Here is a 19,969-nt window from a genome sequence, read left to right on the forward strand (position 1 = left end):
TTGTGTGCAATAACATGCTTAAATGCACCAAATAAGTTAAAAGTAATGGTAAGTTAAATTATAGAAACACAGTGAAAAACAAAAATAACACTTTAAGCAATTGTATTAGCTTGATTTTAAATTCAATGATGAAATTTATTAATGATTGGAACAGTGGTTGCACTTTAAAAACAAAAAAGTGTGGAATAATACTAATGGCGACAAGTAATCCTCTCACAAAACAGTTTTTATTAGCAGCTAAGTATCAAGAAATACACGCGCTAAAGCAATTACAAAACAGTTGTGCCTCGCTTACTAAGTTAGGCGATTTTGTACATCAGTTACAAAAAGAACGCGCAATGAGTAATATATTTTTGGCCTCAAACCGCGAACGATTTAAAACCCAATTACGAGAACAAATCCCTTTAAGTAACAGTGCACAAACTGCATTTAATGATTCACTTAAACAAACATTCATAAACGATAACGCCGATACGGGCCATACTCGGTTATTTAATTTAATTACCTATAGCCTGCAAACACTTGAAGCATTGCCCGACTTACGCAATCAAATAGCACAACAAAACATTAGTGCAGTGCATGCTACGCAGTCGTTCACGCAGTTAATTGCTAGTTTACTCAATATTATTTTAGAGGCCGCTGATGGCGCAAGCGATCCTAAAATAACGCGTTTGTTAGTCGCATTTTTTAATTTTATGCAAGGTAAAGAATACGCAGGACAAGAGCGTGCCTGTGGTGCACAAGCATTTGCAGCGAGTAAATTTACCACTGAGCAAAAACAACAACTCGCGCATTTTGTACAAGAACAAAACCACAGTTTTGACTTTTTTAATGAATACGCCGATGCGCACCTTTTAAAATGTTTTGCCACACTAACAACGCATCAGGTTAATAATCAGGTAGAGCAATTGAGAAGTTTACTGCAAAAACTTGATGACGAGAACGCTCAACCGCTCTCACAACTGAGCGAAGTATGGTACGAAGTAACCACTACGCGCATAGATATAATGCACAAAATTGAACAAAACATAGCAGATCAGTTAATTGATACCGCAGCAATGCAAATAGCCTGTGCTCAACGTAGCTTAAATACAAATAAGCAGGTACTTAACAATATGGCAGAGCAACACATAGCCCCTACTTTTGGGCAATTAGCTATTAAACAACCAGAGCCAGAAGTAAGCCAAAATATAGCGGCCGATAAGCTCAATAGTAATAAAAGTATGTACGATTTAATTATCGAGCAAAGCCAGCATATAAAACAAATAAACCAAGCGTTACTTGACGCTAAAAAAGTGATTAGTGAGCAAAAGGTCATTCACCAAGCCAAATATATACTTATTGAGCAGTTAAAGCTCACTGAAGAGCAAGCCCATAAACAGCTACAAAAACAAGCAATGGATACACATAAAACCTTATTTAGCGTTGCGCAAACAATTGTACAAATGAGCGATTAAATATGCTGTTCTTATTGGTTTTAATAAGAACAGCACCCCGCTAAGTGCTTATTTACTCAGTTATAAGTTGCTCGCCTAGCTTAAGTCTCTCTGTATTTAAAAATAGATTCATAATCTACTGACTACAATAAGGTAAGGCTCTTATGTGGAGTCAATTTATAATGCAAATTATTCAACGCATTCAAAATAATCAACTACAATAAGTTAATCATTTGTTACATCTCATTTTATTGAGGCGTATTTATTTAATAGTGTTGTAGGATTTTGAATGCCCAATGTAGAGAGTTATATCGCAGATGTATTATTAATTGATGAACAGCAATTAATTACGCCTCTTGATAATGGTATTCAAAAAAACTTAGAAAGTATTGCTCAGCTAATTTTAACTATTTTTGATGCCACCGCATTTTCTATTGTTGCTAACCTCCCTGAACGTTCCGTTGAGCTTTACAAATCAGGTTCAAAAATAACAGTCGCTAAAGAGCAACTATCTGATGACGTTTTTAATGAATCGATTATCGAGCATGATCCTAAAATATTTAGAGTGGTATCACCTATTATTTTGCCCTCAAACCTTAAGTTTGGATGGTTTATATTCGAGCGAGTAAGTGATTCAGCACTTACAGAAAAAGAAAAATTAATCTTAAATAGTTTACAAAAAAACTTTGTTAATCAGTTGGTCCAACGTAAAAATTCATTAGATAAAATAAACAGTTCTAAGTTTCACTCAACAATTAGCGAGCTAAAAAAAGACGAAACTGAAAAAGATCGCCTAATCAAAAAATTACAAAAAATGAGCGATGAACTAGATGAATTTACCAGTATTGCTTCACATGATCTCAAGTCACCATTAAATGCAATTAAACGTTTATTAGAGTGGATTTATGATGACTGTAAAGATTTACTCCCTCAAGAGCACCAAGAAAACTTTCAGCTTGTACTCAGCCGTGCCAATAGAATGCAAACACTGCTAGAGGATTTACTAAACTACTCAAGAATAAATAGCTGCGATTCAACTCGTGCAAACATATCTTTAGAAAGTATTTACCAAGATGTAGTGCAAATTTTAGAAGTTCCACAAACTGTAACTGTACATATAAACGCTAACAACGAAGTACTCGATATACCGCTACTCCCTTTTAAAATTGTTTTTCAAAATCTTATTAGTAATGCAATAAAACATAACAATAAAGAGCACCCGGTTATCGACATTACACTTATCCCCTCTAGCCATTATTACATTATTGAAATAAAAGATAATGGCCCAGGGGTTGACCCTAAATATTTTTTACTCATATTTAAGTTATTTCAGACATTACAATCTCGAGATGACGTTGAAGGGAGCGGCATTGGACTCTGTATTGCTAATAAGCTCATTATTAATTATGGGGGCAAAATTGAAGTAGCCTCCGATGGAAAGCTTGGCAGTACATTTACTATTTTTTGGCCCAAAGTTTAACTATGAAATTATCAATTATAAACGAGCATAATTTAGCTGCTTTTAGAAGGAACGTATGAATATCTTAATTGTTGATGATGACTTAGTTGATCGCAAATTAATTAAAAAAATGCTTACTTCAGATGGCTCTCACCATCATGATATAGCCGAAGTAACGTGTGTTTGTGAAGGCTTGAACGCCATTGAAAACACGCACTTTGATATAATACTACTCGATTATAATATGCCCAAAGAAGACGGCATTGAAATGCTAATTGAAATGCGCTCAAAGCCTAAACTCGGTAATACCGCAATTATTATGATTAGCTCCTCAGAAAACTCAACCTTAGCTATTGAGTGTATAGAAGCAGGCGCTCAAGACTTTTTACCTAAAGGTGATATAACAGGAAGCAGTTTAAATAAAGCGCTTATATATGCCAAAAAACGTTTTGAAGCAGAACAACGTATGCACAACAGTTATCTTGCTGTAAAGCATATGGCTGAGAGGGATCAGCTTACGGGTTTATCTAACCGGTATCATTTTGAAGAAATACTAAAAGTAATGATAGCCAATAATAAACGTGCTAAAAACTGCGTTGCTTTACTTGCTTTAGATTTAGATAACTTCAAAAATATAAATGATACGCTTGGGCATAGTGTCGGCGACGAAATTTTAATACAAACCGTGCACAGAATTAATGGCTGCCTAAGACAAAACGAAGGGTTTGCTCGATTAGGAGGCGATGAATTTGCAGTTATAATAGGCGGAATTTGCAATATTAATCAAATAGGTATGATAGCAAATAGAATTTTAGCTGAAGTGTCTAAGCCCTTTTTACATGAAGGTAGAACTTTAAATTGTAGTGTTAGTATAGGAAGTGCTTTATACCCTAATGATGCGACTGAATCACATGAATTGCTCAAATGTGCTGATATTGCAATGTATCGATCTAAGCAAAGTGGTAAAAGCAGAATTAGCTTCTATAAAGAACAATATCAGTATGAATTTAGCCGCCGCGTTGATATTCAAAATAGAATAAAAGAACACATAGAAGAAGAAAACTTTAGATTATTTTATCAACCTGTTTACTGTGCAAAAACACAAATGATGACGGGGGTTGAAGCATTGATCCGTTGGCCAAATACAGAAGTTAGTTACACCCCTGATGAATTTATCCCTATTGCTGAAGAGTGCCGCTTAATAGAGCCCCTTGGTAAATGGATAATTGCGACTGCATTAGAGCAATTATCTGCGTGGCAGCAAAGCTACGAAACTCCGTTAACCCTATCTATCAACATTTCACCTATACAACTACAAAAAGAAGCTTTAGAAACATATTTATTAAAAACAGTCGAAAAATACAATTTAAAAACCAGTAGCATTATTCTTGAAATAACAGAGACCGCTTTTATGGAAAACAGTAAAGAGGTAATTGATATATTAACTTCTTTATCTGACAAAGGGTTTAGGATTGCCTTGGACGACTTTGGTATGGGCTACTCATCTATATCGCACCTAATATCCTACCCTATTGATATAGTGAAATTAGACAAAAGCATGCAGTCGTTAGATGGCGAAAATAATAAGCGATTAAAAGTAATCGAGAGCTTATCTTTGATGCTTAAAAAATTAGATTTTTCTGTGGTGGCAGAAGGTGTCGAAACTCAAACCCAGCATCAACTATGTAAAAAACTAAACATAGACTACCTGCAAGGTTTTCTATTTTCAAAACCAATACCCGCAGACGAAATTAATGTGTTACTAAATACCTACACAAAACAAATAAGTTAGTATATGAAACGGTAATATATCAGCTATATAGTGGAGCTTTAAAAATGAACTTTAGAATTATTAAAGCTCATACAAATCAGCTGTTTTCGTTTAAATGCTGACCGATGACAGCCAATATCTTCTCTTTCAAATCTGCCGCTTGAAAGGTGCCTTTTACAAGGTAACCTTTAACAAAATCGTGTGACATTATTATCTTTTTTTCTTCTTCTCTTTCAGATGAGCTAAACATCATAACCACGCATGAGCTAATCTCTATCATCTTTCTTAGTTTAGAAAATTCCTCTAAAAATTGGATCCCATTAACTCTTGGCATATTAATGTCTAAAAATATAAGTATTGGAGGAAATCCATCAGGGTATTCTTTTCTGTTAGCTTCATAATTCTCTAAAAATTCTAATGCTTCTTGACCATCTTTTTTTTCAAAAATTGTAAGCTCTAATTCGGCTTCTTTTATTAGTCTTTTAAGAATGTAGCGATCAACTTCATTGTCATCGACAATTAATATTGGGGGTTTAATTTTTGTCATGTTAGCTTATCCATTGGTATTATTATTTTAAACGCTGTACCTTCAGCAGAACTTTGCAGCGATATTTCACCATTTAAATATTCAATATGCTTTTTAACCAGCGCCATACCTAAACCAGAGCCACTACTCGTGTCTGCATGAAATCGTTTGAACATATCAAACACTTCACTTTGATGCTTTTGTGGTATTCCAATGCCGTTATCTGTAACAATAATAATAAAATTTTCCTGTTCGTTAAAAATATCACAGTGAACAAAAGGTGCATCTTTATTTCTGTCGTAATATTTAAGCCCGTTAGATATCAAGTTTTCGATAATTTGAGCAAAACGTGCTTTTTCAGATTTTATTGGTACAGATAAATTAATAGTTGTTTTAAGCGTACAAGGGTTATCTTGCATGAGCCAAGTAAGTCGCTCTTTCATATCAACAATTAACTGGTTAAAGTCAATTATATTTCTATCTTCATTACCAATTTCAGCTTTCGCTAACAGTAAAATATCAACAACAAGTGTTTCTAACTTTTCCATTTGTTGATAAATAACCAGCGCATTTTGACTCGCCTCTTCAATATCTCCTGCTTTTATATCTTCAATAACAAAATGTGCCAGAGACTTAGCCCCAGATAATGGTGATTTCAGGTCATGAGATGCCCGGTAAGCAAACTGAGCAAGTTCATCATTTGCTTGCTGCAGAGAAGCCGTTTGGCTGTTTATAATTTCTTTGAGCTCGATACTGTTTTCAATATTTAAAAGATCATTTTTAATACGCTGCCTCGCCGCTATCACTAATGCTTTTAATTCACCCGACGTTTTTATTTCAAGTTCATCATCTAGATTAATATTGCTTTCGGGTTTACTAGATAAAAGCAGGGTTAGATTTCGGATAGAGCTAGATATAGTGCGAGAAAGATACGTTATAGAAATAATATTGAAAAAAGATATGATCAAAACAAGGGGTATTAGCGTCATCAGTATAAACGATACTGTTTTTCTGATTGGTTCTTCAAACAGCTCTGAACTTTTATTAAAGCCATTAAGTGACACATTTAGGTTTAGTAAAAAATCATCTCTGCTCAATTCACCCTTTTTATATTGATCAACTGACAATAAAGCTTTATCTGCAATTTTAATATCGTTTTGACAGATTGTTAGCATGTGATCTGTGTTAATAGCTTTCATAATGGCAAGATTTAATGGGTTTATTTCGTCAATACACTCAATGGGTAGTTGTCTAATTAACAATATATCTGACTCGATAGTGTTTATATCTATGGGAATATCGTTTTCTATTTTGTTAACTGACTTGGTAAGTTGCTGAGCATATTTTAAGTGAAGAAAATTAAGTTGGTGAAACTTAGCCCCCTTTGCTATTTCAAAAGCTGAATAAATAGTAATACTTACTTCTGCTGCAGTTAAAATGACAATAAGCATCAACTTTCTGGAGATATTCATGTGCGACACCTATTTTTGCTACTAATTATTATTTTTATGCATAACGCTATATTAAATATAGTATTTATAACCTTAGGTATAGCAGATTTTATCTTTTTTACTAGCTCCTCTATAAATAACAATTGATATTTAGCTTTACTCAGTTTTTGATAAAAGCTTCTTTGTTATTTTTTTGCCACTACAAAGCAAACACAGTTAGTATAAATGCTTCTAAAAATGCTGGTGTATTGGCAAATACACCAGCAGCTAAATACGAAACTTTGTTAAGTCATGCCATATTTAAAAAGTGTATTAACATGCAGCATTTTTTGAATGAAAAATATAGGCTCGTGTGTGGTCGTACACTAGGTTAAAAGTAAAAGCGTAAAGGGTTATAAAAAAAGTTACGCCAATATCCATTATTAATGCTTCCCATAAGCCTACTTTTAAAATGATTGCCATCACGGGAATAGTAAAAACAAGTAACCCGCCTTGAAATAAAAGCACGTGAAAAATACGAAATAATACAGAACGTTGCTCTTTTGCACCGGTAGCTACTTTGTCAAAACACCAGTTGAAAATAAAGTTCCAACACATCGCAATCGTTGCAATTATAATCATAGTGCCCGATAAAGCCCCAATTGCATGATCTGTAAATAGTGCTAAACCTAAAATTGATAATGACACGGCTAAAATCTCAAACAAAACTGCCTGAAATACTCGCTCTGTTGCCCCCATTTTCTCTGTCATAATGTCCTCTTTTATCTATTAATATTTAAGTGTAGTGATAATGACAGATTTATTTAGTTACAAAAGTTAGCAACTATCACCAATAGTGATAAGATGAGTATATAGTTCTAGATAAAGTAGAATAAAATGTACAGCTTAGAGCAACTAAAAATATTTGTAAGCGTAGTAGAAACCGGCTCTTTTTCAGCAACAGCGCGAAAGTTAAAGCGTGCGCAGTCGGGTATTAGCCAAGCTATTTCTAATCTTGAAATCGCAATAGATCAAACATTGTTTGACCGCAATAAAAACACTCCCACTTTAACAAAAAGTGGAAAAACCTTGCTACCTGTGGCTTATTCAATACTGCAACAACAAACTTATTTCGATCAAAAAGTTGAATCTCTTGCTAAAAAAAACGAGCAAGACGTAGTAATTGCGATTGACGAGAGTATAAGTAATCACGGAATTTTAAAAATAATAGCCCCACTTGCACAGCAGTACCCTATTACAAATTTTGAGCTAATATCAGCTACTACGTTTGATGTAGAAGAACTTATAAAAACAGGTAAAGCGCAAATAGGCATCATATATAGTGATGGTGAATTAAAGGTAGATATGGACTTTTTTTTGCTAGGCCAAGCTCGATTTTTAACGATTGCGTCACCGCAACATGCGCTTGCTAAACTTAATAAAGTAAATAGCAGTGACTTAAAAGCACATAGGCAATGTGCTCACCGTAGCCTTAATCAATCAGAGTTATGGTTTAGCTATGCTATAAGCGCTAAGGTTTGGTACGCCAATACTCATCAAACACTTATAGATTTGGTAACACAAAATGTGGGCTGGGCGTTGGTGCCTGAGTTGGCAATAAAACAACAACTTAAACAAGGTGACCTTGTTGCTCTTCCTGTAGTGCATGAGCAAGGTGGTTGGTTAACGCCTTTAGGCTGTGTGGTATCAAGAAGTAAACCTACAGGCCCAGTTACTGAAAGTTTACTAACCCTTTTACAGCAACATTTTTTAAAAGAAGGTGATTGGAAAGCCAAAGTTTAACACCACTCACACGGCTTTATATTGCGAGCTTCTTTTTAATCTTAATTTGCCACTCAAGTGCAAGCTCGGGTAGTTCAAGTGCTGCTAGTAATACGCTTTCGTAACCTGGGTATTGTTTATCAAAAAACGCCTGGAACAACGTTTTTACTGAAATGTTATGCGTCGCTTTTTTCTCAATAGTCACCGCATCGCCGGTTTTAGCAATGCCTTGTTCAAGCACTCTAAAATAAACACCAGTGCAGTAATGCTGCGTAAATAGTTTAAGGCTATTTTTATTATTAAGGGCGATACCAAGTTTAAAACATGGCACACGAGGCTGACTAACTTCAAGTAATGAAGTACCCATTCGAATATGGTCGCCTATATGTATATTTACTTCATCAAGGTCAGAAATAGTGAAGTTTTCGCCAAATATACCGCTACTTAAGTTCTCGTTTTCAAGAGTCTTCTGCCAATACTCATAATGATTGTGCGAAAAAGCATATACTGCTTTATCTACCCCGCCGTGGTTAACTAAATCAGCTTGTTCGTCACCTATAATATTTAATTTTTCAATCACTACAGGTTCGTTAGTCGGGGTTTTGAATATTCCCGTCTTCACCTCTTTACCATTATGAATAAGAGTTTTAATTTTAGAGATATTAGTAGAGATAATTTTCATTTAAGATTCCCACTTGCCCAGCGCTTGTTTGTCACTTTGTTTAAATTCAACCCAATTTGATGAGTCTTTAAAGTGTTCTTTTTTCCAAAACGTGGCGTGGTTTTTTAAGTAATCCATTATAAATTGTGCGCCTTCGAACGCGGCTTGGCGGTGTCGGGAAGTTACGCCAACAAACACAATTTGCTCACCAAGCGCTAAATAACCAACGCGGTGAATAATACATATTCGCGCCAGTTGCCAGCGCGTTTGTGCTTGCTCTGCAATAGATTGAAGCAGTTGCTCGGTCATACCAGGGTAGTGCTCAAGCTCAAGTGCAATAACGTTATCGCCACTGCTGAACTCTCTTACCAAACCTGTAAAGGTGACAACAGCGCCATCGTTTTTATTATTACTGCAAAGCGTATTATGCTCGTCACCTACATTAAAATCATTGGTTTGTACTTGAATATGTATGCTCATTAACCACCTGTAACTGGCGGAAAAAAGGCAAGCTCATCCCCCGCTTTTACTATTTCATCACTTGATGACATAGTTTGGTTAAGCGCGCATAGTACGTCACGCTCTTCCAGCCATGCTTTCCAATGCGGGTTTTTCTCAACCAGCTTTAGTTTAAGTGCAGTAATGCTTAGTGGCTCGGTTATTCTTAGCGTTAACTTATCGCATTTCAAGCGCTCTTTTAGTTGCCCAAAAAACAATAACTCTACTTTACCGGCGCTAGGTATAGCATCGTTTGGATTAATCTCGCTGCCAACTGCCATTTTTGCCCCCAGCTTTTTGAGTAACGCGCATGCCGCTAATTTCCATTAGTGGGTCGGCTGCTTTACACATATCAAACAAAGTAAGGCTAGCCACAGATACCGCCGTTAGCGCTTCCATTTCGACCCCGGTTTTACCGGCAAGTTTGCAGTAGCTGGTTATTTTAATTTGGCTGTTTGCTTCATCAAGTTCAAAATCAACAGCTACTTTAGTAAGTGCAAGCGGATGACAAAGCGGAATTAAATCGGCGCACTTTTTAGCGCCTTGAATACCTGCAATACGCGCCACTCCTAACACATCGCCCTTTTTGTTTTGATTAAGCATTACTTGTTCAAAGGCAAGCTTGCTCATGCTAATAAAGGCTTCAGCTGAGGCATCGCGCAGGGTTACGTCTTTGAGCGATACATCAACCATATTAGCTTGGCCGTTTTCGTCAACGTGGCTTAACATACTATTGCTCACGCGATTCACACTTTTTACCAATGGTAATATGCGGTACAAAGTTACACGGTTTATGCATTGAGTTGAGTTGATCTTTTATAATGCCTGTCCACGCTGTTTTACATGCGCCTGTAGAGCCTGGCATACAAAAAATAACGGTGTTGTTAGCAAGTCCCGCAAGTGCACGAGATTGAATAGTTGAGTTACCAATTTCACCGTACGATATATGTCTAAATAGCTCACCAAAGCCGTCTACGCTTTTATCAAACAGCGGCGCAAATGCCTCAGGTGTTGAATCGCGTTCGGTAAATCCTGTACCACCAGTCACTAAAATAGCGTGAATGGTGTCGTCGGCTATCCACTGCGATGCAATAGCGCGCATTTGGTAAACATCATCTTTTACAATTTCTTTATCTGCTAAGTGATGACCCGCCCCAGTTAGCGCTTTAATTAAGTAATGACCAGAAGTATCGGTAATCGCATCGCGTGTATCGCTTACTGTTAGTACGGCAATGTTTAAAGGTATTTGTGACTCGCTTGTGTGGCTCATAATGTTCTTCTTAATTGATTAATGCTTTGGTCAAAATGCTCATTTACAGCTTTAAATTGCGCCGGTGTATTGGTGTTTATTAATGCATGCGCTTTATTACATAAAAGCGTTTGCACACCAATGCTTTGGGTAAACTGTTTTATTGATTTATGACTGTTTGCGTTTGTGAGTATGTGTTTTAAATGATTTTTTACACTGCTTGTATTACGAATATACAGCGGTAGCGGTTCATTTTCAAAGTGCCAAGCATGTATTTGTGACTGATTTAATTGATTGCTCACACTTTGTACGTTATTTGACTGAGAAGCCAGCACTATTGTGCTTAACAAATTGCTAGTAAGTAGTGGCATATCTACCGCAGTAATAAGTAAGTCGTGCTCGGTGGTTATTAATGTGGAGTAAATTCCGCCAAGGGGACCGCTATTTGGGTATATATCTTTAACGTACTTTTCTGAGGGATAATCACTCGGTGAATAATGGTTCGATGGTTTGATTGGATTTGTAACATTACGGCTTATTAGTATGTTTTTAGCACCTGCGTCTTTTAATAAATCACACGCATTGTGCAATAGCGTTTTATTTTTTAAAACTAAATCGGCTTTATCTGTGCCCATTCTTGATGACTTACCACCAGCCAGCACAACACCTGTAAAATCGTGTTGAGCTTTTATATTCGATCCTGTATTAGATCCGTTACAAGCACTCATATTAGCCACCTAACATGGCTAAGTGAGTTGTCGCACCTGTTAAGCGTTTATCAAGTTCATGGCTTATTTCTTTGTTGCCCATAGCAGCTTGAATTGCCTTCACGGTCGCAGCAGTATCGTCCTCGTTTAGTAGTTCGCGTAAATCTATACCTTGCTCGGCAAATAAACATAAGTGTAATTTACCCAGCGCCGACACCCTTAAACGGTTACAGCTTTTACAAAAATCTTTGCTGTAAGGCATTATTAAACCAATACGACCATCATAGTCAGGATGACAAAATTCCTCAGCGGGTCCGTTTAGTTTCCCCCTAACAACTTGTAGCCAACCTTGAGCTAAAAGCTGTGCTTTAACCGTTTGTCCACTAAGGTGATTTTCTTCAAAAAAGGTTGCGCCGTCACCTGTTTCCATTAATTCTATAAAGCGCACCGTAACTTTGTGGTGCTTTACCCACGCTAAAAAATCCTTCAATTGGTTTTTACTAAACTGCTTGGCAAGTACCGCATTTATTTTTATGTCTTTTATGCCCAGCTCTACTGCGCGTTCAATGCCTTTTAAAATAAGGTTAAGTTTGTCGTGCCCTGTTATAAGTTTAAACATACTCGGATTTAAACTATCAATACTGACATTAAGCGCATCGAGCCCTGCTTCGGCAAATTCATCAATTTTATTTAATAAATTAAACCCATTCGTAGTAATGGCTACTTTTTCTATGCCGGGTGTATTTTTACAGAGCTTTATAATATCGGTTACGTCGTTTCGCAAGCACGGTTCGCCACCTGTAATGCGCACTTTTTTAGTACCTAGCTCTGCAAACGCATTTACCAGCGTGCTGATTTCGTTTTTATTTAAAAAATTACGCGGCGTATCGCACTGATACCCGTTTGGTAAACAATAACTACAACTAAAATTACATACATCGGTTATTGAGAGGCGCAAATAGTTAAACTGCCGACCAAATTGATCATTAAGCATATGCTTCCTTTTTTCTTTACATTACAACCGCAACATCAATGCTGCTAGAACCTGCTTTGTAATGTTGTTTTATTAATTGGCTTAACTGTGTTTTACACGAACCGCAGTTCGTTCCACATTTAAGTTCAGACCCCAATTGCTCGACTGTGTTTGCACCGTTTTTAATGGCGTTTATAATTGGCTGCTCTCTTACTTTAAAGCAGCTACACACTTGCACGCCTTGGGTAAATTCTTCATCGGGAGTTGCATAGAGCAGTGACTGTAATTGGGTAAAAGTCAGTAACGGCTCTGCAAATAGATGATTTATCCATTCGAGTGATATTTCTTTCTGCTCGTTAGAAATAACACCAACAAACGCTAATTGATCGTTTTGAATACATTGCACATGCATGGCTTTCGCCGTACTCATAGCCGACCATTGCCCTTGTAAACCAGTCAAGGTTTGGCAGTAATACAGTAAATCATTTTGTGACTCATTAAGCGCTAATTGGTAATTAAAGCAATTACTTGCATTAACTTTGAGCCAAAAATCACTGTTTATTACAAGCTCGCTTTTAGTAAACAGCTGCATATATTGCACAAAGGGTGCTTTAACTATATTAACAGCGCCATGTTTACACTCAGCCTGACCAGATATCGGGTCAACTACCGATTGATACAGCCCACTTACGGTAGCGGATGATGCAAATTGCTTATTCCAATGAATAGGCATAAAGCATTCACCTTTTCGCACGGCATCGGTTACTTTTGCATGCGCGGTAACGTGCCCTGTTTGAGCAATCGCACTTATTAAATCGTTTTGTTTAATTGCTAATTTACTGGCATCAAGCGGATTAATTTCAATGTAGGGCCGTGTTATATGCGATGAAAGCGCAGTGCTTTTACCCGTGCGGCTCATGGTATGCCATTGATCGCGTATACGCCCTGAGTTCATTAAAAACGGATAGTCGCTTGATGTTTTTTGCACAGGTAATTGCGGCGTTATAGGTATAAAACGTGCTTTTTTATCAGCGGTGCTAAATTGGTTATTTGTAAAAACCTGACCATTTTTATAAGGCTGATTTTTAACAACAGGCCACATAATGGGTTTTAAATTATCGTACTGGCTTTTTGTGAGCCCAACTAAACCAGAGAGATTTAATAATCGGCTGCCGTTATTTTCAAAATCGGTTAATTGTGCCCATTCTTCAAAAATGCTACTGGGGTCTGTAAAGTCAAACCCTTCAAAGCCCATTTTTTTAGCGACTTCGCACATAATTTGCCAATCGTTTTTAGCTCCTGAATAAGGCGCTACTAACGGGCGTTGCCTTGATATTCTTCGTTCTGAGTTAGTTACTGTGCCGTTTTTTTCGCCCCACCCGGTTGATGGAAAAGCAACATCGGCAAATTTTAACGTATCACTTTTTGCAATACAGTCAGATACAACCACCAGTTCGCAAGTCTCTAATGCTTTTTTAATAGCGGCGTTATTAGGCAAGCTCACCATTGGGTTTGTTGCCATTATCCATACGGCTTTTATTTTACCTGCAGCTATTTCATCAAACATATCGATGGCATTACTGCCTGCTTTTTTAGCCATAGTTGGCGATAACCAAAAGCGTTGCACAAGTGATTGATGCGCTTCGTTTTCAATATCTAAATGCGCTGCTAACTGATTAGCCAAGCCACCTACTTCGCGCCCGCCCATCGCATTGGGCTGCCCAGTAATCGAAAACGGACCGCTACCTGGTTTAAGTAATTTACCAGAGGCTAAATGTGCATTAATAATGGCGTTGCATTTATCTACACCCGAGCTTGATTGATTTATACCCATTGAATAAAAGCTAATAGCACTTGGGCTGTTAGCAAATAGTGCGTAAAACTCAGCAACTTGCTCAATTGCTATATCGCAAAAGTCGCTAACTGCCTCACAGCTCCACTTTTGTGCCTCTTGCAATGCGCTTTCAAAGCCGTTTGTGTGATGAGCAATAAATTGCGTATCGAGGTGGTTATGCTCATTTAAATAATTAAGTAAGCCGTTATAAAGTGCGGCATCACTGCCTGGTTTTATATTTAAAAAGGTGTCGGCAAGCTCAGCGGTGTCGGTTTTTCGCGGATCAATAACCACTACTTTCATATTTGGATTAAGCTGCTTTGCACGCTCCATGCGCTGATACAAAACCGGATGAGTCCATGCTGCATTAGAGCCAATTAAAATAAGCAGCTCAGTTTGCTCTAAATCCTCGTAGGTACACGGCACTACGTCTTCACCAAAAGCGCGTTTGTAACCTGCCACAGCAGACGACATACACAGGCGAGAATTTGTATCAATATTGCCTGAGCCTATGTAGCCTTTCATTAATTTGTTAGCGATATAGTAATCTTCGGTTAGCAACTGCCCAGACACATAAAAAGCCACCGCGTCAGGTCCGTGCTTTTGTATTATGTCATTAAATTTATTGGCAACATGGTCGGTGGCATCATCCCACGTGGCTGCTTCATTATTAATAAGGGGCGACGTTAAGCGATTATCACTGCCTGTTGTGTCGAGCAAATGCGTGCCTTTTACACATAAACGACCAAAGTTTGCGGGGTGCTCTCGCATGCCTTCAAGCTTGGTTGGCACATTATTAAAAAGTGAAATATCAACACCGCACCCTACACCACAGTAAGCACATGTTGTTTGTTTTAAACTCTTTTTATTTATAGTTGGTGACGTGTTTGCGGTTGCCATACTGCTCTCTTTTAATGTGCTTTAATTAGTGTGCTTTAATTTATGCGGGCTGTTTTACAGGCTCATTAAGCGTAACTACGTTAATAGTGTTACTTGCTTTAGCAAGTGCGCTGCTTATTACGTTTTGAACGAGTTTTTCACAACCACCACAGCCTGTACTGGCTTTAGTGTTTTGCTGCACACTTGCCAGATCTATGCAGCCTTTAGCGACTGATTGTTCAATGGTGTGTTTAGTTACTTTATGACAAGCGCAAATAGTGGCGTCATCAGGTAAGTCGTCGGCGCTTAGCTCTGCTATGTCGCCTGCAAGAGGCATAATGAGTGCTTCCGGCACAGTGGTAAGTTCAATGCCGTTTAAATGATATTGCAGCAAATTGTCGTAATCGCTGGTATCACCAACAAGTACCGCGCCAATCAGCTTATTACTTTGTGAATTGGTGACTATTTTTTTATAAATACCATTGGGTTGATCTTCAAAATAATAGCTTATTGCACCTTCGCTGCGTGCATGTGCATCGCCAATAGAGCCTACTTCAACACCCATTAATTTAAGCTTGGTGCTCATATCGGCACCACTAAATTCATCGGCTTTATTGTCTAAGCCAGTACTTTGCAAAGTACCTTGCTGGGTCTGTTGCAAAATATGTCCAACCGCTATTTTAGCCATAGCGTAACCGGGTGCCACTAAGCCAAAAATAAAATTATTCCACAGTGCACATTCACCAATTGCGTATATGTTTTTATCGCTCGTTTGGCAGTGGTTATTAATTACAATACCGCCGCGCTCGCCTAACTCTAAATTAAACTCGCGGGCTAAATTATCATAAGGGCGAATACCCGCCGAAAATACAATCATGTCGGTTTCAAGGGTTTTACCGCCTTTAAAACACATTTTGTAACGGCAGTTTTCACCTTCTACTATTTCCTCGGTTGCCACCGATGTATGTACGGTAACGCCTAAATCGGTAATTTTATTTTTTAGTAGCCGACCGCCACCTGCATCAACTTGTACGCCCATAAGTTGCGGTGCAAATTCTATTACGTGAGTGTGTAAACCCAGTTGCTTTAATGCATTTGCAGCTTCAAGCCCTAATAAACCACCACCAATAACCACACCTACTTTACTACCGTGGGCTGAATTTTTTATTGCGTGTAAATCGTTAATAGTGCGATACACAAGGCAGTGTTCACGGTCTTTACCAGGAATAGGCGGCACAAATGGGAATGAACCGGTAGCAAGCACCAGTTTGTCGTATTCAAACAGCTCCCCTTTAGCGGTTGTTACTGTTTGCGCATCACGATTTATATCAACCACTTTGGAATGCGTATAAAAGCGCACCTGCCAATCGTTATAAGTTTTATCACAAGTAAGAGCGAGGTCGTCTGCGGTTTTACCTTTAAAAAAAGACGATAGTTGCACGCGGTCATACGCTAGGCGGTCTTCCCCGCTCAGTACCGTAATTTCAAACTGCTCATCAGCTTGATTTTGAGAAACCAGCTGCTGCACAAAATGATGCCCCACCATTCCATTTCCTACCACTACAACACGCTGCTTGCTTCGCATTTACTCACCTTAAAATGATATCTACTTTAGTAATTAACTAAAATTGAAATCGAATGATTTGTTATAGGATTGTTATAGCAATATGTAAGCCAAATATATAAGCATTTAAAATCAGTTAGTTGCCTACATTGGTGCAGAGGTTAAAAGCGTAAAGCCCCACAAGATGGTGCAATTGCACCATCTTGTGTCGCCATAAATTACAAGAGGATTTTAGAAGATAGTGAGGGTTAAAATTTAGCGCTCATCCATACCCACAATTTTTGAGTATCGACTTTATTAGCTGCGGTATCGCCCGCTGAATAATCAGCATATTTAGCACCCACAGAGTAGGTTTTATTAATAGGTTTAATGTATTGTACGTTTAGCTCTCGACCTAAATCGTCAACCCCATTTGATTGCTCATTGGCATCAAAACTGTGATATGCCACCAGCCATTTACCGTCAAATGCTTTACCGTTTAAGCTAATGTAAGTGTCATCCAAACCTTGTGTGGGTGTGCTCAAAAACATATCTGCCCAACCATTAAATTTATGCATTGTGGCAAGCGGTGCTGCAAACCCGTAATCGCCGTTATCTGAGCCTAGTGATTCGATGCCCACTTTTAATGTTATGGACTCACTGCCCAACCCATTAATATCAACACCCCCTTCAAGTGCATAGTAGTCAGCATCAAAATCACTCACACTTGTTGATGCAGACTGCGTTGCATATTTCGCTTTGTAATAAAATGTTATGTCGTTTAGGGTTTTATTACCGTTAAAAGAAACGCCATAAGTGTCTAAACTGTCGTCTTGTATAGCATCGTCACTTAATAAGTAACTGTATAAAACCACTTTACCGTAGCCTGTTTTAAAGCTGGCATTAATTAGATGATCGGACGATTTAATGTCTTTATCGTCAGCAAATATGCGGTTACGCTTATTTAAATAACTGTACTGTAAATCTATGTTATTAAATGCGTAATTAATGGTTGCTGCATCAAAAGTTTGCCTATCTTGGCGCCAACCTACGTGCCCAACAAAACGCTGCCCATCAAGGGCTATTACTTGGCGTCCTACTTTTAGCGATAAACCATCGCGGGTATATTTAACAAAGCCTTGGTCAATTTCAGTGGTTTCGGGGTCTGCAATAACTGAGTAATCGGTATTTTTACCCACGGTGTTGTTGTAATCATCTACGCCAAATAGGCTGCGAGTGTCTTCTACTTCAATAAGACCTGAAAAACCATTTACCTCATCTGTTTGATGCGTTAAGCGGGTTCTGAGCGTTAACCCACTTGCATCTTTTAATGCATTGTCTTGATCGACGCTTTCAAAACGCAGTCTAAAATCAAGATCGGTTTGCGAAGCTTGGCTTATTGAAGGCGCGGTGAAGCAACCCAGTATAAAAATAATAGGTAAGTTGTTCTTATAGTTAAGCATTTTGGTTCTCTAGGTTTTAATTATTAATACACATACCAAAGCAATAAATAAACACAGCGAAATACATTTCCAGACCATCACTGGATCGCGTTTCATTATTGAGCTTTTATTGGCGGTACTTTCTAAATAAGGGTTAGGTTTATTGATATCGTTTATAAACTCAGAAAAAGCTTGGTATCTGAGCTCGGGTTTAGGGGCAAGCGCCTTCATAAGGGCTTGATCTAACCAAAACGGAATATCGGCTCTGTATTTTCGAATACTTGTGTAGTGCCAATGGCTGTAATCTTTTGGCGCTACGTGGTTAAGTGGCAGTGGTTTGTAAGGCAATTTTGAGCACAACAACTCATAAGCTATAACGCCAAGTGAAAACAAATCACTTTTAAAATCGGCGTGCATAGTAATGAGTGTTTCAGGTGCAGTATAATCGGCAGTACCTTGCGGGCAATCGTCCGCAATTTGCTTAACCGACTCATCCATCGCCGCAACACTTACTGTGCCGTAATCAATGAGCGTTACTTTACCGTGCGCATCTATCATTACATTATCGAGTTTTAAATCGCGATGTACCATATCGAGTCGCTGAAACGCCCTTAGTGCATGTACTATTTGTTCAATAATACTGCGCACTTGGGTTATTTCTGGGTGCGGCACATCGTGCTTCCAATCACTCAGTGTTTGCCCGTCCATGTACTCACAAATATGATATAAAAAACGACTTTGCGATTGCGTGCTTAGTACTTTCATCACGTTTAAATGGTTTATGCGTTGCCCTACCCAACCTTCTCTTATAAAGCCTTGAAGATAGTGCACATCGTCTTCAAAATTAACCGAAGGTGCTTTTAAAACTACTGGCGGTATATCGGGCGCTTGTTGCACTAAATAAATGTGCGAGCGACTACTGGCATGTAATTTACGAATAACCGTGTAGTCATCAATTTTTTGCCCAACATTAAGCGCAGGTGGAATTTTTCGTCGTGTTAGCGAGTGATAAAGCTCATCTAACTTTTGCTCGGCAATGTTTTCTACTTTTACTAGTAAACAACTTACGTTGTCGTCACTGCCTCGTGCTAATGCAAGTTCGGTAATTGCTTTAGCTGCATTTTCTAAATTAGTGTGCTCGTTAATTAATTTAGCTATGTCGCTGCTTGGCAGTACATCGTGTACACCGTCGCAGGTTAATATATAAATATCGTCGGTTTTTAGGTCAACTTCGTATACATCTATTTCTTGATGAAGTTGTGCACCAAGTGCACGGGTTAGCGTGTCGTTTACTTTGTGATCCCGTGTTATTGCCTCTATTTTACTGCCGCGCAGGCGGGTAATACGCGTATCACCTAAGTGAAATATATAACCTGTTGCCGACTTTAAAATAAGCGCTGTAAAAGTGGTCATCCAATCAGCTTGGCGCTGACCAAGGTGATTGTAATTAACCGATTGCGAATAAAGCCACTGATTTAAACTCGCTAACACCTTCGACACTGACTTTTTAACCGCCCAGCTTTCGGGGGTATTTAAATACTCATTTATAAAATGAGTAACCGAAAGTTGAGACGCTTGTTTAGCATTTTTTGCTGATGAACACCCATCGGCTAAGCAGGCAATAACGCCTTTAGACTCTTTTTCTTGCGCTTTGGTGTTAAGAGCAGCAAACGCATCTTGGTTTTCTGCTTTTAACCCTTTAGCGCTGTGCCCGCCAAATGAAACGTTGAGTTCATTTTTTAGCGCTTTAGCGTGGAGTGTTTCATCAAACATAGTCAA

18 protein-coding genes are annotated in these 19,969 nt (G+C 38.2%); 4 read left to right on the forward strand and 14 right to left on the reverse strand.

What is annotated here, in order from left to right:
- Nucleotides 1-194 precede the first annotated feature (194 nt).
- The 3 genes from PX700_RS01080 to PX700_RS01090 all read left to right on the forward strand — a co-directional run bounded on the left by PX700_RS01080 (nucleotide 195) and on the right by PX700_RS01090 (nucleotide 4,687).
- Nucleotides 195-1,457, forward strand: coding sequence for a nitrate- and nitrite sensing domain-containing protein (locus tag PX700_RS01080; protein ID WP_479519594.1), 1,263 nt, complete (start codon nucleotides 195-197; stop codon nucleotides 1,455-1,457).
- Nucleotides 1,458-1,725: 268 nt separating this feature from the next.
- Nucleotides 1,726-2,916 (forward strand): sensor histidine kinase, encoded by a 1,191-nt coding sequence (locus tag PX700_RS01085; protein WP_479519595.1) that lies wholly within the window; start codon nucleotides 1,726-1,728, stop codon nucleotides 2,914-2,916.
- 55 nt (nucleotides 2,917-2,971) lie between these two features.
- Nucleotides 2,972-4,687, forward strand: a complete 1,716-nt coding sequence (locus PX700_RS01090) for a two-component system response regulator (RefSeq protein WP_479519596.1) — start codon at nucleotides 2,972-2,974, stop codon at nucleotides 4,685-4,687.
- Nucleotides 4,688-4,763: 76 nt separating this feature from the next.
- Here PX700_RS01090 and PX700_RS01095 read toward each other — a convergent pair whose 3' ends face one another.
- From PX700_RS01095 to PX700_RS01105, 3 genes are all read right to left on the reverse strand, one after another.
- Entirely contained in the window at nucleotides 4,764-5,213 is a 450-nt protein-coding gene (locus PX700_RS01095; RefSeq protein WP_166420742.1) for a response regulator, read from the reverse strand.
- Nucleotides 5,210-6,664, reverse strand: a complete 1,455-nt coding sequence (locus PX700_RS01100; protein WP_415636284.1) for a sensor histidine kinase — start codon at nucleotides 6,662-6,664, stop codon at nucleotides 5,210-5,212. The genes PX700_RS01095 and PX700_RS01100 overlap by 4 nt, the downstream gene beginning before the upstream one ends.
- 291 nt (nucleotides 6,665-6,955) lie before the next feature.
- The gene (locus tag PX700_RS01105; RefSeq protein ID WP_479519597.1) at nucleotides 6,956-7,393 is read right to left on the reverse strand and encodes a PACE efflux transporter; all 438 of its coding nucleotides are present in this window, start codon (nucleotides 7,391-7,393) and stop codon (nucleotides 6,956-6,958) included.
- A 126-nt stretch (nucleotides 7,394-7,519) separates the two neighbouring features.
- On the opposite strand from PX700_RS01105, the gene PX700_RS01110 reads away from it, so the two are divergent.
- Nucleotides 7,520-8,425, forward strand: coding sequence for a LysR family transcriptional regulator (locus PX700_RS01110; RefSeq protein WP_415636286.1), 906 nt, complete (start codon nucleotides 7,520-7,522; stop codon nucleotides 8,423-8,425).
- A gap of 16 nt (nucleotides 8,426-8,441) precedes the next feature.
- On the opposite strand, the gene PX700_RS01115 is transcribed toward PX700_RS01110, so the two are convergent.
- From PX700_RS01115 to PX700_RS01165, 11 genes are all read right to left on the reverse strand, one after another.
- A complete protein-coding gene (locus PX700_RS01115) occupies nucleotides 8,442-9,086 on the reverse strand; it encodes an MOSC domain-containing protein (protein WP_479519598.1) in 645 nt (214 codons plus the stop codon).
- Nucleotides 9,087-9,545, reverse strand: coding sequence for a molybdopterin synthase catalytic subunit MoaE (gene moaE / locus PX700_RS01120; protein ID WP_415636288.1), 459 nt, complete (start codon nucleotides 9,543-9,545; stop codon nucleotides 9,087-9,089).
- Nucleotides 9,545-9,844 carry a MoaD/ThiS family protein gene (locus tag PX700_RS01125; protein ID WP_479519599.1) on the reverse strand — a complete coding sequence of 100 codons (300 nt, stop codon included), beginning with the start codon at nucleotides 9,842-9,844 and terminating at the stop codon, nucleotides 9,545-9,547. Before PX700_RS01125 ends, moaE begins: the two co-directional genes overlap by 1 nt.
- Complete coding sequence (gene moaC / locus PX700_RS01130; protein WP_007585237.1) at nucleotides 9,822-10,292, reverse strand: cyclic pyranopterin monophosphate synthase MoaC; 471 nt, start codon at nucleotides 10,290-10,292, stop codon at nucleotides 9,822-9,824. Before moaC ends, PX700_RS01125 begins: the two co-directional genes overlap by 23 nt.
- A gap of 1 nt (nucleotide 10,293) precedes the next feature.
- The gene (gene moaB, locus PX700_RS01135; RefSeq protein ID WP_479519600.1) at nucleotides 10,294-10,833 is read right to left on the reverse strand and encodes a molybdenum cofactor biosynthesis protein B; all 540 of its coding nucleotides are present in this window, start codon (nucleotides 10,831-10,833) and stop codon (nucleotides 10,294-10,296) included.
- Nucleotides 10,830-11,540 carry a molybdenum cofactor guanylyltransferase gene (locus PX700_RS01140; RefSeq protein ID WP_479519601.1) on the reverse strand — a complete coding sequence of 237 codons (711 nt, stop codon included), beginning with the start codon at nucleotides 11,538-11,540 and terminating at the stop codon, nucleotides 10,830-10,832. The genes moaB and PX700_RS01140 overlap by 4 nt, the downstream gene beginning before the upstream one ends.
- A 1-nt stretch (nucleotide 11,541) precedes the next feature.
- Complete coding sequence (gene moaA, locus PX700_RS01145) at nucleotides 11,542-12,513, reverse strand: GTP 3',8-cyclase MoaA (RefSeq protein WP_479519602.1); 972 nt, start codon at nucleotides 12,511-12,513, stop codon at nucleotides 11,542-11,544.
- 16 nt (nucleotides 12,514-12,529) lie between these two features.
- A complete protein-coding gene (locus tag PX700_RS01150) occupies nucleotides 12,530-15,226 on the reverse strand; it encodes a nitrate reductase (RefSeq protein ID WP_479519603.1) in 2,697 nt (898 codons plus the stop codon).
- A 40-nt stretch (nucleotides 15,227-15,266) separates the two neighbouring features.
- Nucleotides 15,267-16,790, reverse strand: coding sequence for an FAD-dependent oxidoreductase (locus tag PX700_RS01155; RefSeq protein WP_479519604.1), 1,524 nt, complete (start codon nucleotides 16,788-16,790; stop codon nucleotides 15,267-15,269).
- Nucleotides 16,791-17,017: 227 nt separating this feature from the next.
- Complete coding sequence (locus PX700_RS01160; RefSeq protein WP_479519605.1) at nucleotides 17,018-18,211, reverse strand: alginate export family protein; 1,194 nt, start codon at nucleotides 18,209-18,211, stop codon at nucleotides 17,018-17,020.
- A 9-nt stretch (nucleotides 18,212-18,220) separates the two neighbouring features.
- Nucleotides 18,221-19,963, reverse strand: a complete 1,743-nt coding sequence (locus PX700_RS01165; RefSeq protein ID WP_479519606.1) for a bifunctional protein-serine/threonine kinase/phosphatase — start codon at nucleotides 19,961-19,963, stop codon at nucleotides 18,221-18,223.
- Nucleotides 19,964-19,969: the final 6 nt, after the last annotated feature.

The sequence above is a fragment of the Pseudoalteromonas sp. TP27 genome, from assembly GCF_056470645.1.

Excerpts from the sequence above, each read along its gene's own strand:
- PX700_RS01080 (WP_479519594.1), top strand. The coding sequence starts at position 195 with ATGGCGACAAGTAATCCTCTCACAAAACAGTTTTTATTAGCAGCTAAG.
- PX700_RS01085 (WP_479519595.1), top strand. The coding sequence starts at position 1,726 with ATGCCCAATGTAGAGAGTTATATCGCAGATGTATTATTAATTGATGAA.
- PX700_RS01090 (WP_479519596.1), top strand. The coding sequence starts at position 2,972 with ATGAATATCTTAATTGTTGATGATGACTTAGTTGATCGCAAATTAATT.
- PX700_RS01095 (WP_166420742.1), bottom strand. The coding sequence starts at position 5,213 with ATGACAAAAATTAAACCCCCAATATTAATTGTCGATGACAATGAAGTT.
- PX700_RS01100 (WP_415636284.1), bottom strand. The coding sequence starts at position 6,664 with ATGAATATCTCCAGAAAGTTGATGCTTATTGTCATTTTAACTGCAGCA.
- PX700_RS01105 (WP_479519597.1), bottom strand. The coding sequence starts at position 7,393 with ATGACAGAGAAAATGGGGGCAACAGAGCGAGTATTTCAGGCAGTTTTG.
- PX700_RS01110 (WP_415636286.1), top strand. The coding sequence starts at position 7,520 with ATGTACAGCTTAGAGCAACTAAAAATATTTGTAAGCGTAGTAGAAACC.
- PX700_RS01115 (WP_479519598.1), bottom strand. The coding sequence starts at position 9,086 with ATGAAAATTATCTCTACTAATATCTCTAAAATTAAAACTCTTATTCAT.
- moaE (WP_415636288.1), bottom strand. The coding sequence starts at position 9,545 with ATGAGCATACATATTCAAGTACAAACCAATGATTTTAATGTAGGTGAC.
- PX700_RS01125 (WP_479519599.1), bottom strand. The coding sequence starts at position 9,844 with ATGGCAGTTGGCAGCGAGATTAATCCAAACGATGCTATACCTAGCGCC.
- moaC (WP_007585237.1), bottom strand. The coding sequence starts at position 10,292 with ATGTTAAGCCACGTTGACGAAAACGGCCAAGCTAATATGGTTGATGTA.
- moaB (WP_479519600.1), bottom strand. The coding sequence starts at position 10,833 with ATGAGCCACACAAGCGAGTCACAAATACCTTTAAACATTGCCGTACTA.
- PX700_RS01140 (WP_479519601.1), bottom strand. The coding sequence starts at position 11,540 with ATGAGTGCTTGTAACGGATCTAATACAGGATCGAATATAAAAGCTCAA.
- moaA (WP_479519602.1), bottom strand. The coding sequence starts at position 12,513 with ATGCTTAATGATCAATTTGGTCGGCAGTTTAACTATTTGCGCCTCTCA.
- PX700_RS01150 (WP_479519603.1), bottom strand. The coding sequence starts at position 15,226 with ATGGCAACCGCAAACACGTCACCAACTATAAATAAAAAGAGTTTAAAA.
- PX700_RS01155 (WP_479519604.1), bottom strand. The coding sequence starts at position 16,790 with ATGCGAAGCAAGCAGCGTGTTGTAGTGGTAGGAAATGGAATGGTGGGG.
- PX700_RS01160 (WP_479519605.1), bottom strand. The coding sequence starts at position 18,211 with ATGCTTAACTATAAGAACAACTTACCTATTATTTTTATACTGGGTTGC.
- PX700_RS01165 (WP_479519606.1), bottom strand. The coding sequence starts at position 19,963 with ATGTTTGATGAAACACTCCACGCTAAAGCGCTAAAAAATGAACTCAAC.